At 74.9% G+C, this 14,853-nt stretch carries 16 protein-coding genes; 8 read left to right on the top strand and 8 right to left on the bottom strand.

Annotated elements, in window-relative coordinates:
* Positions 1–202: 202 nt before the first annotated feature.
* Positions 203–829, bottom strand: a complete 627-nt coding sequence (locus JOE43_RS14235; RefSeq protein WP_056056553.1) for an O-methyltransferase — start codon at positions 827–829, stop codon at positions 203–205.
* Between the two features lie 70 nt (positions 830–899).
* Between JOE43_RS14235 and JOE43_RS14230 the strand changes: the two genes are divergently transcribed.
* A complete protein-coding gene (locus JOE43_RS14230; protein WP_209519267.1) occupies positions 900–1,304 on the top strand; it encodes a Sec-independent protein translocase TatB in 405 nt (134 codons plus the stop codon).
* Positions 1,305–1,349: 45 nt separating this feature from the next.
* Here JOE43_RS14230 and JOE43_RS14225 read toward each other — a convergent pair whose 3' ends face one another.
* Positions 1,350–2,264 (bottom strand): LysR family transcriptional regulator, encoded by a 915-nt coding sequence (locus JOE43_RS14225; protein ID WP_056056551.1) that lies wholly within the window; start codon positions 2,262–2,264, stop codon positions 1,350–1,352.
* A 280-nt stretch (positions 2,265–2,544) separates the two neighbouring features.
* Here JOE43_RS14225 and JOE43_RS16005 point away from each other — a divergent pair, with 280 nt between their 5' ends.
* Positions 2,545–2,667, top strand: coding sequence for a hypothetical protein (locus tag JOE43_RS16005; RefSeq protein WP_255354162.1), 123 nt, complete (start codon positions 2,545–2,547; stop codon positions 2,665–2,667).
* A 154-nt stretch (positions 2,668–2,821) separates the two neighbouring features.
* Here the strand turns inward: JOE43_RS16005 and JOE43_RS14220 are convergent, their stop codons facing one another.
* From JOE43_RS14220 to JOE43_RS14210, 3 genes are read right to left on the bottom strand one after another with little or no spacing between them, the layout of a single operon-like run.
* Positions 2,822–3,973, bottom strand: coding sequence for a P-loop NTPase (locus JOE43_RS14220; protein ID WP_307803385.1), 1,152 nt, complete (start codon positions 3,971–3,973; stop codon positions 2,822–2,824).
* On the bottom strand, positions 3,966–4,517 hold the full coding sequence (locus JOE43_RS14215; RefSeq protein WP_209518605.1) for a DUF1003 domain-containing protein: 552 nt from the start codon (positions 4,515–4,517) through the stop codon (positions 3,966–3,968). Before JOE43_RS14215 ends, JOE43_RS14220 begins: the two co-directional genes overlap by 8 nt.
* A complete protein-coding gene (locus JOE43_RS14210; protein WP_056056549.1) occupies positions 4,504–5,823 on the bottom strand; it encodes a magnesium transporter MgtE N-terminal domain-containing protein in 1,320 nt (439 codons plus the stop codon). The genes JOE43_RS14215 and JOE43_RS14210 overlap by 14 nt, the downstream gene beginning before the upstream one ends.
* Before the next feature lie 48 nt (positions 5,824–5,871).
* Between JOE43_RS14210 and JOE43_RS14205 the strand changes: the two genes are divergently transcribed.
* From JOE43_RS14205 to JOE43_RS14190, 4 genes are all read left to right on the top strand, one after another.
* The gene (locus JOE43_RS14205; RefSeq protein WP_056056548.1) at positions 5,872–6,369 is read left to right on the top strand and encodes a general stress protein; all 498 of its coding nucleotides are present in this window, start codon (positions 5,872–5,874) and stop codon (positions 6,367–6,369) included.
* 154 nt (positions 6,370–6,523) lie between these two features.
* On the top strand, positions 6,524–7,153 hold the full coding sequence (locus JOE43_RS14200; protein WP_209518603.1) for a hypothetical protein: 630 nt from the start codon (positions 6,524–6,526) through the stop codon (positions 7,151–7,153).
* Between the two features lie 114 nt (positions 7,154–7,267).
* Positions 7,268–8,074, top strand: coding sequence for a YcnI family protein (locus JOE43_RS14195; protein WP_209518601.1), 807 nt, complete (start codon positions 7,268–7,270; stop codon positions 8,072–8,074).
* Entirely contained in the window at positions 8,071–8,868 is a 798-nt protein-coding gene (locus JOE43_RS14190) for a copper resistance CopC family protein (RefSeq protein WP_245187166.1), read from the top strand. The genes JOE43_RS14195 and JOE43_RS14190 overlap by 4 nt, the downstream gene beginning before the upstream one ends.
* 97 nt (positions 8,869–8,965) lie before the next feature.
* On the opposite strand, the gene JOE43_RS14185 is transcribed toward JOE43_RS14190, so the two are convergent.
* Complete coding sequence (locus tag JOE43_RS14185; RefSeq protein WP_209518599.1) at positions 8,966–10,453, bottom strand: aminopeptidase P family protein; 1,488 nt, start codon at positions 10,451–10,453, stop codon at positions 8,966–8,968.
* Positions 10,454–10,494: 41 nt separating this feature from the next.
* Positions 10,495–11,523 (bottom strand): endonuclease/exonuclease/phosphatase family protein, encoded by a 1,029-nt coding sequence (locus JOE43_RS14180; protein ID WP_245187165.1) that lies wholly within the window; start codon positions 11,521–11,523, stop codon positions 10,495–10,497.
* Between the two features lie 68 nt (positions 11,524–11,591).
* On the opposite strand from JOE43_RS14180, the gene JOE43_RS14175 reads away from it, so the two are divergent.
* Positions 11,592–12,446 carry a PHP domain-containing protein gene (locus JOE43_RS14175; RefSeq protein ID WP_209518595.1) on the top strand — a complete coding sequence of 285 codons (855 nt, stop codon included), beginning with the start codon at positions 11,592–11,594 and terminating at the stop codon, positions 12,444–12,446.
* An 86-nt stretch (positions 12,447–12,532) separates the two neighbouring features.
* On the opposite strand, the gene JOE43_RS14170 is transcribed toward JOE43_RS14175, so the two are convergent.
* Entirely contained in the window at positions 12,533–14,026 is a 1,494-nt protein-coding gene (locus JOE43_RS14170) for a DEAD/DEAH box helicase (protein WP_209518593.1), read from the bottom strand.
* An 84-nt stretch (positions 14,027–14,110) separates the two neighbouring features.
* On the opposite strand from JOE43_RS14170, the gene JOE43_RS14165 reads away from it, so the two are divergent.
* On the top strand, positions 14,111–14,830 hold the full coding sequence (locus JOE43_RS14165) for a ferritin-like fold-containing protein (RefSeq protein WP_307803384.1): 720 nt from the start codon (positions 14,111–14,113) through the stop codon (positions 14,828–14,830).
* The last annotated feature ends 23 nt before the right edge of the window (positions 14,831–14,853 follow it).

Here is a 14,853-nt window from a genome sequence, read left to right as displayed (position 1 = left end):
GCGACGTCCTGCAGCCCGCGGGCTGCACCGCGCACGACGCCCCGGTGGTCACCCGACCGCCGGGGCGTCGTCGTGCGCCCGGGCCCCGGCAGCCGTCCCGGCCCTGACCCGGCTCTCGGCGGGCGGGCGACGCGGAGGGTGAAGCCGTCGGCGGTGCAGCCGACCCCGGGAGGCGCCGGCCGGGTCGACGGAGCGGGTCGCGTCAGCGCTTGACGAGCTGCAGGAGGCCGTCGCCCGCCGTCGACAGCGAGCTGATCACGGCGGGGGAGGTGGAGACCTCGGTGAGCAGCGTGCGGAAGCCGGTGGTCACCGGGTCGCGTCGCGCCGGGTTCGCCACGGCGCCGTGCCAGAGCGCGTGCGCCACCAGCACGAGGCCGCCCGGCCGGGCGAGGCGGAGGCCGTGCTCGACGTTCTCGATGACGGCCGCGGGGTCGGCGTCGACGAAGACGATGTCGTACGAGTTCTCGTTCATCCGCGGCAGCACGTCGGCCGTGCGCCCCGTGATCAGGCGGAACCGGGCCGCGGGCACGCCGGCGGAGAGGTAGGCGTCGCGGGCGGCCTGCTGGTGGTCGACCTCGCGGTCGATCGACGTCAGGGTCGCGCGCGGGGCGCCCTCGAGCAGCCAGAGGCCGCTGACGCCGACGCCGGTGCCGATCTCGATGATGCTCGTCGCCGACGAGCTGGCGGCGGCGACGGCGAGCTGCGCGCCGACGGCGGGGGAGACCGGCTCGACCCCGAGCTCGAGGGAGTGCTGTCGTGCGGCGGCGACGGGGTCGCTCTCGGAGACGAGCTCCTCCGCGAACTTCCAGCTCGACTCGATCTGCGACACACCGCCTCCTTCGACTGACGAGTCTAGGGGCTGGCCCTCGGGGCGATGACGTTATCGTGCATGCATGTCCATGTTCGGTCTGACCTTCGACAAGCTCCTCGTCATCGGGGTGCTCGCGGTCTTCCTGCTGGGCCCGGAGCGGCTGCCGCACTACGCCTCGAAGCTGGCCCAGCTCGTCCGCTCGGTGCGCGCGATGGCCGACGGCGCGAAGGACCGGATGCGCAGCGAGATGGGCCCCGAGTTCGACGACGTCGAGTGGCAGAAGCTCGACCCGCGCCAGTACGACCCGCGCCGCATCATCCGCGACGCCCTCCTCGACCCCCCGGCGGGCGGGAGCACGACCAAGCCCGTCTCGGCGGCCATGGCCGGCGCGACGGCGGCGGCGGTGTCGGTGGGCCTGCCCGGCGGCACGCGCACGCCGGTGGTGCCGCTCGCCGTGGGCGAGGCGCCGCCGTACGACTCCGAGGCGACCTAGCCGCTCGGCGCCGCCCCCGGCCCTGCCCGACCCGCTCCGGCGTCGTCAGACGCCGCCGTGCAGCGCCGCGACCCGGGACGCCTCCGCCCGCAGCGCGTCCACGACGCGACGGACGGACGGCCGCTCGGCTCGGTCGCGACGCATCAGCACCGAGACGTAGCGGACGGCCCGGATGCTCTCCAGGGGCAGCAGGACCATGTCGTCCCGCGCCTCCTTCGCGGTGAACCGGGGCAGGACGGCGATGCCGAGGCCCGCGCCGACCAGGGCCTCCGTCACCTTCGTGTCGCTGAAGCGCTGCGTGACGCGGACGGGGCTGCCCGTGACCCGCTCGATCTCGCGGTAGACCCACTCGAACGGGAAGTCGGTGGGCACGCCGATCCAGGCCTCGCCCTCGAGGTCGCCGGGCGAGAGGGAGGCGCGCTGCGCGAGCCGGTGGTCGGCCGGCAGCGCGATGTCGAGGGGCTCGGTGAGCAGCGGCACGGTCACGAGGCCACGACCCCGCCAGGCCCGCCCGTCGGGGGAGTGCGCGACGACCACGTCGTGGTCGGCCGCGAGGTCGGCGAACTCGAGGATGGACGGGTCGTGGTCGGTCGCCACGACGACGAGGCCGGGGGTCTCGGCGACCGTGCGCAGCAGGCCGGGCAGCAGCATCTGCCCCCCGGTGGGGAAGGTCGCGAGCGTGACCTCGCCCTGCGGGGTCGCGACGAAGTCCGTCCAGACGGCCTGGGCCCGCTCGAGGGCGACGGCGACGTCGGTGGCCGTCTGCGCCAGCACCCGGCCGGAGCCGGTCAGCACGACGCCGCGGCCCACGCGCTCGGTCAGGGCGACGCCGGCCTCCTTCTCGAGCACCTTGAGCTGCTGCGAGACGGCCGACGGGGTGCGGTGGGTCGCCTTGGCGACGGCGGCGATGCTGCCGCGCTCGGCGAGCTCGCGGAGCAGTTCGAGGCGCTTGACGTCCATGTAGCGAGACTACGCTGTTCCGGTAGCAAAGAGTGATTGTGCTTAGGCATCTCCGGGCGCATCATAGAAGAGTCCGGAGCGACCCCATGCGCTCCCCACTCGGTCGACCTGGTCCCGAGTGCCGGCATCGACGCAGGTGGGCCACCCGCTCCCGAGCCGCGCAAGAACGGTCCGGGCCCGTGGGTGTCCAGCCTGCGTCAGCACCCGACGACGGCCCTGCCGTCGTCGGCCCGCACCTCCCCAGAACCGCGCGACGAACCGCGCCGAGAAAGAAGTAGTCATGTTCATCGGAATCATCGTGCTCGCCGCCGCCGCCCTCGTCGGCATCGTCGGGTCGGTCGTCTCGGTCGCCCGCGACGGCTTCCGCGCCATCCCCACCAAGACCTACCAGCGCTGGTCCTAGCCCGCGCCGGGCGCCGAGGCGCCGCCCCGAGGGGCGCGTCGACGCCCACCGCCCCGCAGGGGCGTCCCGCACGAGCGGGGCGCCCCTGTCGTGCGTCCGGGCCCGGTCAGCCGGCGCCGGCCGCGCCCGGACGGCTGACACGGGCTCAGCCCGGTCAGCTGACGCTGAGGCCGAGCTTGCGGCCCGCGAGCCCCCGGCCGCGCACGGCCAGCTGAGCGGCGAGGGCATCGACGGCCCGTGCCGCGGGGTCGTCGGGGCTCGACAGCACCACCGGCCGTCCGTCGTCGCCGCCCTGCCGCAGCTCGAGGCTGAGGGGAACGCTGACGAGCAGCGGCACCTCGGCCTCCTGGCCGGCCGACAGGCGCCGGGCGGTCTCCGCGCCGCCGCCGGAGCCGAAGAGCTCGAGCACCGATCCGTCGGGCTGGGGCAGGCCCGCCATGTTCTCGACGACGCCGAGGAGGCGCTGGCCGGTCTGCCGGGCCACGAGGCCGCTGCGCTCGGCGACGTCGGCCGCCGCGGGCTGCGGCGTCGTCACGACGAGCACCTCGGCGTGCGGGAGCAGCTGGCCGACCGAGATGGCGACGTCGCCGGTGCCCGGCGGGAGGTCGAGCAGCAGGACGTCGAGGTCGCCGAAGAAGACGTCGGTGAGGAACTGCTGGATGGTCCGGTGCAGCATCGGCCCGCGCCAGGCGACTGCCGTCGAGGTGTCGTCGACGAACATGCCGATCGAGATCACCTTCACCCCGTGCGCCACGGGCGGCAGGATCATGTCGTCGACGCGGGTGGGCTTCACGGAGGCGCCGTCGGCGTCGACGAGGCCGAGCAGGCCCGGGATGCTGAAGCCGTACACGTCGGCGTCGACGATGCCGACGGCGAGGCCGCGGGCGGCGAGGGCGACGGCGAGGTTGGCGGTGAGCGTCGACTTGCCGACGCCGCCCTTGCCGCTCGTGACGGCGTAGACGCGCGTGAGGGTCTCGGGGCCGAACTGCATGCCCCTGGCGGCGCGGCCCGCCCGGAGCTTCTCGGTGAGGGCGTGGCGCTCGGTCGCGGTCATCACCGTCACGTCGACGGTCACCGCCGTCACGCCCTCGACGGAGGCGGTCGCCTCGCGGACGTCGCGCTCGATGGTGTCGGCGGCGGGGCAGCCCACGATCGTGAGCTTCACGGAGACCCTCGCCGCGCCTCCCTCGTCGACCACGACGTCGCCGATCATGTCGAGCTCCGTCACGGGCCGGCGGATCTCGGGGTCGAGCACGCGGCCGAGCGCGCCGTGCACGCGCTCGACGAGGCCGGCGGCGTCAGCCACGGGCGTCGGCCGGGCGGTCGCCGGCGCGGTCGGCCGCGTGCTCGTCGGCGTCGCGCCGGTCGAGCTCCTCGAGCAGCGAGCGCAGCTCGGCACGGATGAAGTCCTTGCTGGCCATGTCGCGGATGGCGATGCGGAGCGCGACCACCTCGCGGGCGAGGTACTCCGTGTCGGCGAGGTTGCGCTCGGCCCGCTGGCGGTCCTGCTCGAACTGCACGCGGTCGCGGTCGTCCTGCCGGTTCTGCGCGAGCAGGATGAGCGGCGCCGCGTACGAGGCCTGCAGCGACAGGATGAGGGTGAGCGCCGTGAAGCCGATGGCGGCGCTGTCGAAGCGCCAGCTCTCGGGGGCCAGCACGTTGTAGCCCATCCACGCCACGCAGAAGAGCGTGAGCGCGATCAGGAACTGGGGCGTGCCCATCGCCCGGGCGATCGCCTCGGTGGCGCGGCCGAACCGGTCGCGGCTGACGCGCTGGCGACCGGGCAGCACCCGGGTGCGGAGGCCCTTGGGGGAGTCGAGGCGGACCGTGCTGCGGTTATCGCGTGCCACCGGGTGTCCTCCTCGTGGTCGTGGTCAGCGGTGCTCGTCGGGCGCGGGGGCGTGACCTGCCGAGGGGCTGGTCGGGATCCTGGCTGCGCCAGTCGTCGGGCAGCACGTGGTCGAGGACGTCGTCGATGGTCACCACCCCGACCAGACGGTGGGCGGCGTCGACGACGGGCACGGAGACGAGGTTGTACGTCGCCATGACGCGCGTCACCTCGAGGGCGGTCGCGTCGACCCTGACCGGCTCGAGCTGCTGGTCGAGCAGCGTGCCGAGCCGTTCGTTCGGCGGGTAGCGGAGCATGCGCTGGAAGTGCACCATGCCGAGGAACCGGCCGGTGGGCGGCTCGTAGGGCGGCAGCGTGACGCAGACCGCCGCGCCGAGCGCGGGGGCGAGCTCGTGGCGGCGGATGAGGGCGAGCCCCTCGGCGACCGTCGCGTCGGCCGACACGATCACGGGCTCGGTGGTCATCAGGCCGCCGGCCGTGTCGGCGTCGTAGCTCAGGAGCATGCGGACGTCGTCGGCCTCGTCGGGCTCCATCAGCCCGAGCAGGTGCTCCTTGCGCTGCTCGCCGAGCTGCGACATGAGGTCGGCGGCGTCGTCGGGCTGCATGTGGTCGAGCACGCCGGCCGCGCGCTGGTCGTCGAGCTGCGCGAAGATCTCGACCTGCTCGTTCTCGGGCAGCTCCTCCAGCACGTCGGCCAGGCGGTCGTCGGAGAGCTCGGAGGCCACCTCGAGGCGGCGCTCGGCCGTGAGGTCGAGCAGGGTGTTGGCGAGGTCGGCGGGCAGCAGGTCGGAGTACGCGGCGATGAGGTGCTCGGCGCTCTGGGCCTCGCCGGTCTCGGCGTCCTCCGACACCTCGTCCCAGGCGGCGAACACGGTGGGGCCCTTGCCGAAGGGCGACGGCGTCGCCTTGGGCTTGCGGAGGAAGAGCTGGCCGATCTCCCAGTCGCCCTCGGAGACCTCGTCGATCGCGACGTCCTCGACGGTGGCGTGGCCGCCGTCGCGGAGCAGCGTGACCTTGCGGCCGAGCATCTCGGCGATGACGCGCGTCTCGCCGCCGCGCTGCTCGAACCGGCGCAGCGTGATCACGCCGTTCGTGATGATCTGGCCCGAGCCGATGCTCGTCACCCGGCCGATGCTGACGAAGACGCGCCGCTTGCCGGGCACCTCGACGATCAGCCCGACGACGCGGGGCGCGCCCGAGCCGCGGTAGACGACGAGCACGTCGCGGACCTTGCCCACCTTGTCGCCGGCGGGGTCGAAGACGGAGCACCCGGCGAGACGGGCGACGAAGACTCTGGTGGCGCTCACCCGTCCACGTTAGCCGCTCGCCGGTCGGGCCCGTGATGTAATCCAGGCATGACGAACCAGAGCCCCCTGGCCCGCCGCTCGGCCGGTCCGCCGACCGTCCCCCGGGGCGACGTGCTCGGCACCTACGACAGCTACCCCGAGGCCCAGGCGGTCGTCGAGAAGCTGTCGCACGCCGAGTTCCCGATCAAGCAGCTCGCCATCATCGGCAACGAGCTCACGACCGTCGAGCGGGTGACGGGCCGCATGAGCTACGGCCGCGCCGCGCTCGCCGGCGCGGTGACCGGGCTCTGGCTCGGGGTGTTCTTCGGCCTCGTGATGCTGCTCTTCTCGCCCGAGACCGCGACCGTGACCACCGTCGTGGCCGCCGCCCTGATCGGCGCCGGCTTCGGCATGCTCTACGGCCTCGCCAGCTTCGCCGTGAGCCGCCGTCGCCGCGACTTCACCTCCACCCACCAGGTGCTGGCCCGCAGCTACCAGATCGTCGTCGACCCGGGCGTCAGCCACCGCGCGCGCGAGATCCTCTCCCGGCCCGACGCCGGGCGCTGAGGCGAGCCGGGCCTCCGGCCTCCCGCCCTCGGCGCAGGCATCCTCCTCCCGCCTCCCTCGGCGCCGCTCCCGGCGGGGCTCTGTATCCTGGGCCCTGCGCCGCGCGGGCACCCGCCCCGGCGCAGCCCCGCACGCCCCCGAGCGAGAGACCGACGTGACGACGACCCGATGGACGCGGTTCCTCCGCGGCTGGCTCACCGCCGGCTTCTCCGTCGTGGTCGCCGCCTTCTCCCACGTCGCCGGCGGGGGCGAACGACCCGGGCTCCTCGGCGTCGTGCTCGCCCTGGCCTTCAGCGTGCCCCTCTGCGTCGCGCTGGCCCGCGGGCGGGTGTCGACCACGCGCCTCCTGCCGGCCGTCGCCCTCAGCCAGCTCGCCTTCCACCTGCTCTTCACCGTCGGGGCCCCGGCGGCGGGCCAGGGGCCGACGGCCTCCGGGGGCCACCACGGCCCGCTCATGCTCACGGCCGCCGTCGACGGCGCCTCCCGCGTCGCGACCTCGGCCGGCGCCGACCACGTCATGGCGATGTCGTCGTCGACGATGTGGCTCGCGCACGGCCTCGCCGCCCTCCTCACCGTCCTCGGCCTCCGCCACGGGGCCCGGTGCGCCGACCGCCTCGTGCGGCTCGCCGCGCGCCGTCTCACGGTCGTGAGGCTGCTGCTCGCGGGCACGGCCTCCGTGCCGGAGTCGCGGGTCGTGCCGATCACGGAGGTCGCCACCCGGCGCCCCGCGCCCCTGGTCTTCCTCACCGCGCGTCCCCGCCGCGGTCCGCCCGTCGTCGCCTGAGCCCGCGCTCCCTCGACGCCCGTCGACGGAGCCGCACGACGCCCTGCCCCCGGCGGGCCCCTCGTGCACCTCGACGACCCGGTCGCGCACCGCGCACCGAGACAGGACACCCTCGTGACCCACCGCACCACCGCCCGCACCACCCGCACGTCGCGCCGCGGCGCCGTCGCCGCCCGCGGGGCCGCCGCGCTCGGAGCGGCCGCGCTGCTGGCACTCGCCGCCCCGCTGTCGGCCTCCGCGCACGTCCGCGTCGACCCCGGCCAGGCCGACGCCGGCTCGTACGCCACGCTCACCTTCAAGGTGCCGAACGAGTCGGCGACGGCCGGCACCGTCCAGCTCGTGGTCGACCTCCCGACCGACACGCCGTTCACCTCGGTCTCGTACGAGCCGCTGCCCGGCTGGACGACCGAGGTCACCACGTCGACGCTGCCCTCGCCGGTCGAGGTCGGCGACGCGACCGTCACCGAGGCGCCGACCTCGGTGACCTGGACGGCCGCACCCGGCGTGCAGGTCGCGCCCGGCCAGTTCGAGCGATTCGTGATCTCGGCGGGCGCCGTGCCCGACACCGGCTCGGTGCTGCTGCCGGCGCACCAGCACTACTCCGACGGAACGGTCGTCGACTGGGCCGACGAGACGCCCGACTCGGGCGAGGAGCCGGAGCACCCGGCCCCCGTCCTCTACGTCAACGACGCGCCGCCCGCCGACGAGCACGGCTCGTCGCACGGCGCCGGCACCGACACGGCCTCCGACGAGGCCGCCGTGACCACGACGTCCTCCTCGGGCGACGGCGACAGCGGCACCGTCGCGCTGGCGCTCGGCATCGGGGGGCTCGCGCTCGGGGCGGTCGCCCTGGTGCTGAGCGTGGTCGCGCTGACGCGCCGCCCGCGCACCTCGGCCCAGGGCACGGTGACCGGGCGATGACCCGGGCCACCGCGCCGACCGCGCCCCGCGCCTCCTCGAGGCTCGCCCGCCGTGGTGCGCTCCTGGCCGCCGTCGGCGCGGTGGCCGCGCTCGCCCTGGCCCTGGCCCTGGCCCCGGCCGCGGCGCAGGCGCACGACTACGTCCTGACCAGCGACCCCGCCGCAGGGTCGACCTTGACGACGCCGATCGAGACGGCGTCGATCACGTTCAGCGACGTCGTGCTCGACCTCTCGGGCACGGGCTCGTCGAACGTCCTCGAGGTGACGGACGCCTCCGGCCTGCACTACGAGGACGGCTGCTCGACGTCGGCGGGCCCCGTGCTCTCGACCGGGGTCGCCCTCGGCGGGGCCGGCGACTACACGCTGACGTACCAGGCCGTGTCGGCGGACGGCCACACGGTCTCCGACACCGTGCCGTTCCGCTACGAGCCGGCCGCCGGGTCGACGGCCGCCCAGGGGGCCGCCGAGCGGCCCGCCTGCGACACGTCGGGAGGCGCGGGCGAGGCGACCGGGTCGGCGGACGCCCCCGAGGCGGCCGCGACCCCGACCGCGGAGCAGCCCACGACGTCCGGCGAGCCCGAGGCGGGCGCGTCGACGGCGGCCGCCGACGCCGGTGCCTCCGACGGGGCCGACGACGACCGGGCGAACCTCGGCGTCGTGATCGGCATCGCCGTGGGCATCGTCGTGCTGGCGCTCGTCGCCGTCGCGGTCGTGCTGCTCACCGCGCGCCGACGACCGGCCGGAGGCGCGGTGTCGGGAACCGGCACCGCCCACGACGGCGACGGCGGGGAGTAGCCTCCGCCGCGCCCCGACGCACGACGGCCCCGGTCCCTCTCGGGGCCGGGGCCGTCGTGCTCCGACCCGCGGGGCGGAGCGGGGCGTCAGGGCGTCGTCAGTCGCGGGCGACCCAGGCCTCGACCTCGGCGACCGTGCGCGGGATGCCGACGGAGAGGTTCTCGGCGCCGTCGGCCGTGACCACGATGTCGTCCTCGATGCGGACGCCGACGCCGCGGAACTCCGCCGGGACGGTCAGGTCGTCGGACTGGAAGTACAGGCCCGGCTCGATCGTGAAGACCATGCCGGCCTCGAGCACGCCGTCGAGGTAGAGCTCGCGGCGGGCGGCGGCGCAGTCGTGCACGTCGATGCCGAGGTGGTGGCTCGTGCCGTGCACCATGTAGCGACGGTGGTGCTGGGCGTCGGGCTGCAGCGCCTCCTCGGCGGTGACGGGCAGGAAGCCCCACTCCGCCGTGCGCTCGGCGATGACCCGCATCGCGGCCTGGTGGATCTCGCGGAACCGGATGCCGGGGCGGACGATCGCGAACGCCGCGTCGGCGGCCTCGAGCACTGCCTCGTAGACCAGGCGCTGCACGTCGGTGAAGCGGCCGCTGACCGGCAGGGTGCGGGTGATGTCGGCCGTGTAGAGGCTCTCGAGCTCGATGCCGGCGTCGATCAGGATGAGGTCGCCGGGGCGCACGACGCCGTCGTTGCGCGTCCAGTGCAGCACGCACGCGTGCTCGCCCGAGGCGGCGATCGTGTCGTAGCCGACCGTGTTGCCGTCGGCGCGGGCCCGGCGGTTGAAGGTGCCCTCGACCAGGCGCTCGCCGCGGGGGTGCGCGACGATCTCGTCGAGGTCGGCGATCACGTCGGTGAATCCGGCGCCGGTCACGGCGACGGCCCGGCGCATCTGGGCGATCTCCCACTCGTCCTTGACGAGCCGCAGCTCGCTGAGGTCGCGGGCCAGGTCGTCGGTGCGCTCGACGCGGTCTGCCAGCTCGGAGGCGGGGGCCTCCAGGTCGGCCTCGTCGCGGACGGCGTCGATACGGCGCGTGAGGTCGGGGTCGGCCTCGCGCACGAGCAGGGTGTCGGCGTCGACCTGCCCGACGACGGCCTCGAAGTCGGCCAGGTCACGGGTGGCGAGGCCGAGGTCGGCCCCGACCTGGGCGAGCGTCGGGCGCGGGCCGATCCAGAACTCGCCGATCTCCGGGTTCGCGTAGAACTCGTCGGAGTCGCGGCCGGCGCTGGCCCGGAAGTACAGGGTCGCGTCGTGGCCGTCGCCGGCGGGCTCGAGCACGAGCACCGAGCCGGGGACGGTGTCGGCGCCCCAGCCGGTCAGGTGCGAGAACCCCGAGTGGGCGCGGAAGGGGTAGTCGCAGTCGTTCGACCGGACCTTCGCCTGCCCGGCTGGCACGACGAGGCGCTGCCCGCGGTGCAGGGCCGAGAGCCGGGCCCGGCGGGCGGCGGCCCAGGGAGCCTCCTCGCGGGGCTCGGGGAGGACCTCGGGGTGCTCGGCCCACTGCGACGAGATGTAGTCGCGGAAGAGGTCCGACCCGGGGGTGGTGGATCGGTTGGTGGTCGCGCGGGGCGCCGTGTCGTCAGCCATGCCCGCCATTCTCCCCGATCGGGCCCGGCGCCGTCAGCCCCTCAGGCGCCCGTCGAGCTCAGCTGCGCGACGACCGGGCGGTGGTCGCTGCCGGCGTCGTCGAGGTCGGTGACGACCTTGAAGCCGGTCGTGTACCACTGGCGCGTGGCCATGACGTGGTCGATCGGGGCGCCCAGCAGGGGGGCCACGTCGGCGGGCCAGGTGCCGAGGCCGCCGTTCGCGGTCGAGACGGCGGCGTCGCGGCAGCGCCCCAGGGCACCTCCGGCCCGGCCGAGGCCCGCCATGTGGTCGACCGTCGCGTTGAAGTCGCCGGCCATGATGACGTCGCCGGTGCGGCAGGCCTCGGCGAGGGCGGTGAGCCCGTCGCGCCAGGCCGGCATGTCGTCGCGCGTCGGTGCCTGTGGGTGGGCGGCCACGATCGTGGGGCCGGTGCCCGACACGGGCGTCGCGACCACGGACGGCATCTGCGGGGTCGTCTCGACGGCGACGCCCGCCTCGTCGACGGCGACGGCGTACTGACCGAGCGCGGTGGAGATGAGGAGCGAGGTGGGCTTCGCGCTCGCCACGTCGTCGTACGCGACGGTCAGCACGCTCATGGGGAGGCCCGCCGCCTCCATGGCCGCAGCGACGGCGGCCGCGGTCTCGGCGTCGGTCTCGGGCAGGCTCACGACCTCCGCGCCCTCCTCGACCGCCAGGGCGGCGATCCGGTCGGCGCCCGGGGCGCCGCCGAGGGTGTTCCAGGCGAGCACGGTGACGTCGGTCGGCTGCGCCTCGACGAAGTCGTCGCGCCCGAGGCCCCGGGCGCCGACGAACCCGGCGGAGACGGCCCCGAAGACCAGCAGCAGCACCGCGACCGACGACGCGAGCGAGCGCACCGGCCGGGCGACGAGGGCCACGACGAAGAGCACGACGGCGGCCCCGGCGGCCACGACCGCGGCGGCGCCGCGGAAGGAGACGAGCTGCGTCGCCGGCCAGGTGCGCTGGAGGTCGAGCACCTGGGGCCAGAGCGCGACGAGCAGGGCGGCGGCGACCGCGAGGACGAGGAGGAGGGCGACGAGACGACGGATCATGGCCCTGCCGAGCATAGGTGACGGGGCCCTCCACGGCGACGCGCGGGGGCGACGCCTACGATGGGGGGATGCCCTCCCGCCCGATCGACCTGCACACCCACAGCAGCGTCTCCGACGGCACCGAGACCCCGGCCGAGCTCGTCGCGGCCGCCGTGCGGGCGGGGCTCGGCACCGTGGCCCTCACCGACCACGACTCCACGGCCGGCTGGTCGGAGGCGACCCGGGCCGTCGCGGGCACCGGCCTCACGCTCGTCCCCGGCATGGAGCTCAGCACCCGCCTGGGGCTCGACAGCGTGCACATGCTCGCCTACCTCTTCGACCCCACCGACCCGGCCCTCGTGGCCGAGACGGCGAGGCTCCGCGACAGCCGCCTCCACCGGGCCGAGCGCATCGTCGAGCGCATCGCGGCCGACTACGACATCTCCTGGGGCGACGTGCTCGCCCAGTCGACGAGCGGCGCGACGCTCGGGCGCCCCCACATCGCGGACGCCCTCGTCGCGAAGGGGTTCGCCCCCGACCGCAGCGCCGCCTTCGCCGGGATCCTGCACTGGCGCTCGGGCTACTACGAGCCGCACGAGGCGCCGAGCCCCCTGCTCGGCGTCCGCCTCGTCCGTGAGGCCGGGGGAGTGCCCGTCATCGCGCACCCCGCCACCCGCGGCCGCGGTACCAACATCCCCGAGCGAGCCTTCGACGAGCTCGTCGACGCCGGGCTGATGGGCGTCGAGATCGCGCACCGCGAGAACACCGACGCGGGGGCGGAGCGCCTCCGCGCCCTGGCCCGCCGGCACGACCTCATCGTCACCGGCTCCAGCGACTACCACGGCGAGGGCAAGCCGAACCGGCTCGGCGAGAACAGCACGGCGCCCGAGCAGCTGGAGCGCATCGTCGAGGCGGCCACCGGCTGGGCGCCCGTCCGCGGCTGACCCGGCCCGCGACTCCCGCACGGCCCCCGGGTGCACCGAGAGCCCCCGTCGAACTCGACGGGGGCTCTCGGTGATCGAGCGGAGCGCTACTGCGCGGCGGGCGCCGAGCCGTCGCCCGCGGGGCGGCGACGACGGGCGCGGCTGCGACGACGAGGGGCGTCGCCCTCGGCCGTCGCGGAGGCCGGGCCGCCGTCGACGGGAGCCTGCTCGCGGGGGGCCTCGGCGCGGGCCTGGCCGTCGCGGGCCTGGCCGCCCCGGCCGCCGGAGCGCCCCTGGCCGTCACGGCCCTGGCCGTCGGAGGCACGGCTCGGGTCGCCGCCGCGACCACGCGAGCGCGACGCACCCGCGGCACGCTCTCGAGGAGCGGTGGAGCCGCCGTCGACGGCCGCCTTCGGGGCGGACGCGAGCCGGCCCTTGGTGCCGGCCGGGATGTCGAGGTCGGTGAACAGGTGCGGGCTCGACGAGTACGTCTCGACCGGCTCGGGCTGGCCCATGTCGAGCGCACGGTTGATGAGCGCCCACTTGTGCATGTCGGCCCAGTCGACGAAGGTCACCGCGATGCCGGTCTTGCCCGCGCGGCCGGTGCGGCCGGCGCGGTGCAGGTAGGTGTCGTGGTCGTCGGGCACGGTGTGGTTGATGACGTGCGTGACGTCGTTGACGTCGATGCCGCGGGCGGCGACGTCGGTGGCGATCAGGATGTCCTTCTTGCCGGCCTTGAACGCGGCCATGGCGCGCTCGCGCTGCTCCTGGTTGAGGTCGCCGTGCACGGCGGCGGCGTTGAAGCCGCGGTCGGTGAGCTCCTCCACGAGCTTGGCGGCGGCGCGCTTCGTGCGGGTGAAGACGACGGTCTTGCCGCGGCCCTCGGCCTGGAGGATGCGCGCGATGACCTCGTCCTTGTCGAGCGAGTGCGCCCGGTAGACGACGTGCTTGATGTTCGCCTGCGTCAGGCCCTCGTCGGGGTCGGTCGCCCGGATGTGGATCGGCTTCGTCATGAAGCGGCGGGCGAGCGCCACGATCGGCCCGGGCATCGTCGCCGAGAACAGCATCGTGTGGCGCGTCGCCGGGACCTGCTGGAAGATCTTCTCGATGTCGCTGAGGAACCCCAGGTCGAGCATCTTGTCGGCCTCGTCGAGGACGACCTCCTGCACGTTCTTGAGGTCGAGGAGGCGCTGGCCGGCCAGGTCGAGGAGGCGCCCGGGGGTGCCCACCACGATCTGCGCGCCGGCCTTGAGCTGCTCGACCTGGCCCTCGTAGGCCTTGCCGCCGTAGATGCTCACGACCTTGGTGGCGCGGTTGGCCGTGGCGACCTCGAGGTCGTCGGCCACCTGGACGCAGAGCTCACGGGTCGGGACGACCACGAGGACCTTGACGCCCGGGGCCGGGTCGAGCCCGATGCGCTGGATGATGGGGAGGCCGAAGCCGAAGGTCTTGCCGGTGCCGGTCTTGGCCTGGCCGATGATGTCCTGGCCGCTGAGGGCGAGGGGGATCGTCTGGGTCTGGATGGGGAAAGGTTCGAGGATCCCCTTCGACGCCAGAGCGTCGACCATGTCGGGGTCGATCGCGAGGTCTGTGAATGTCAAAGTGTTGCCCTGTCTCATATAGGGGGATGCGAGGAGTTTAGCCGGTCGGGGCGAGCGCCCCTCCGGACCCCGTAGGATGACGGCGTGGTGTCATGGATGGGCCGTAGGTCACAGCGCGGCGTCCCGACCCTCCAGTGGCCGCGACCCGCGTCGCGTCCGGTCGCCGTCAACCGGGTCGAGCTCGGCGACTTCACGCCCGACCTCGCCGTCTACCTGGGGCAGGCCGCGTACCTCCAGCTCGCGCTCTTCGAGTCGCTGGCCCGGGCGTCCGCCGTCGCCCCGAGCGTCCGCGCCCGGGAGGTCACCGGCCACGTGGCCGCCAGCACCCTCGACCGTCACCGCGGGCTCGTGGCCGAGATCCGCCGACGCGGCGACGACCCGACCGAGCTGATGGAGCCGCACGTGGCGCCCGTCGACGACTTCGGCCGACGCATCGCGGGCACCGACTGGTCGGAGGCCGTGCTCGGCGCGTACGTCGGAGCCGGCCTGCTCAACGACGTCTTCGTCCGGCTCGCGGCGGGCCTCGACGGCGACCCCCGCGACCGCATCGTGCGAGTGCTCGAGGCCGGCGACGACCAGGCCGTCATCGTCGACGAGCTCTCCCGGGCCATCGGCGACGACCCGGCCCTGGCCTCGCGGCTGGCGCTGTGGGGCCGGCGGCTCGTCGGCGACACCCTGCTCGTGGCGCGCGCGGCGATCGCCGCCTCGCACGTCTCGGCCGACGACGAGCGCCTCGAGCCCGTCTTCACGGAGCTGATCGCCGCCCACACGCGCCGGATGGACGCGCTCGGCCTGACGGCCTGACGGCCTGACGGCCTGACGGCCTG

The organism is Frigoribacterium sp. PvP121, assembly GCF_017833115.1.
Lineage (GTDB): Bacteria > Actinomycetota > Actinomycetes > Actinomycetales > Microbacteriaceae > Frigoribacterium > Frigoribacterium endophyticum.
Note: the sequence above shows the minus strand (reverse complement) of the source record. Positions and strands in the feature narration are given on the sequence as shown.